The organism is Protofrankia sp. Cr1, assembly GCF_963555865.1.
Lineage (GTDB): Bacteria > Actinomycetota > Actinomycetes > Frankiales > Frankiaceae > Protofrankia.
This window is the reverse complement of sequence record NZ_CAUVXO010000445.1, coordinates 1-634: the sequence shown is the minus strand read 5'-3', so window position 1 is coordinate 634 and position 634 is coordinate 1. Positions and strand designations below refer to the sequence as shown.

1 protein-coding gene is annotated in these 634 nt (G+C 68.8%); it reads left to right on the top strand.

What is annotated here, in order from left to right; all coding sequences use genetic code 11:
• Nucleotides 1-428: 428 nt before the first annotated feature.
• Nucleotides 429-634: hypothetical protein (locus U9980_RS23320; protein ID WP_322769898.1), on the top strand; the 206-nt coding region annotated here is incomplete at its 3' end.

Below are 634 nucleotides of genomic sequence, written 5' to 3'. Positions count from 1 at the left end.
GCTCATGATCCACGAACGCCCCCCATATTCGGGCAAAAAGCCCCTGACCTGCACTCATACCGCGGATGAGTGTTCACCTAACACGGGGTATCTGTCACCTGAATCGGCACATCCGGTGCTCGGACAACCTCCGCGCCCCGCAGGGGCCCTACTGGCTGGCCTCGCCGGCTGGCCTCACCGCTCACGGCCCTACCGCGCCTGGCCCGGCGGCGGACTGGCCGGCCACCGGCCACCGGCCACCGGCCACCGGCCACCGGCCACCGGCCACCGGCCACCGGCCACCGGCCACCGGCCACCGACGATCTTTCGAGGTTTGTACGCCGGAAACGGCCTTGTTGATCGCACAAACCTCGAAAGATCGCGCGTCACCCCCGGGATGACGAACGGCCCGCGAGCTACGATGATCGAAAATGGGTGGAATGGAATGGGTGGAGAGAAGCAGTCGACATGCCGCCTACCGCACAACCGGCGCAGCCTGCTCCGCGCTGGCCAATAGCAACCGCGCCATCACCGTCCACAACCACCAGACGCCCCGGTTCGACCGTGTCGGCCGCGGTGGCCCGGGGCACACGGCGGCGCAACCTGTCGGGCTGCCATTGCGCCGCCAGCGCCGTATGGGCCGCGTCCAACGCCG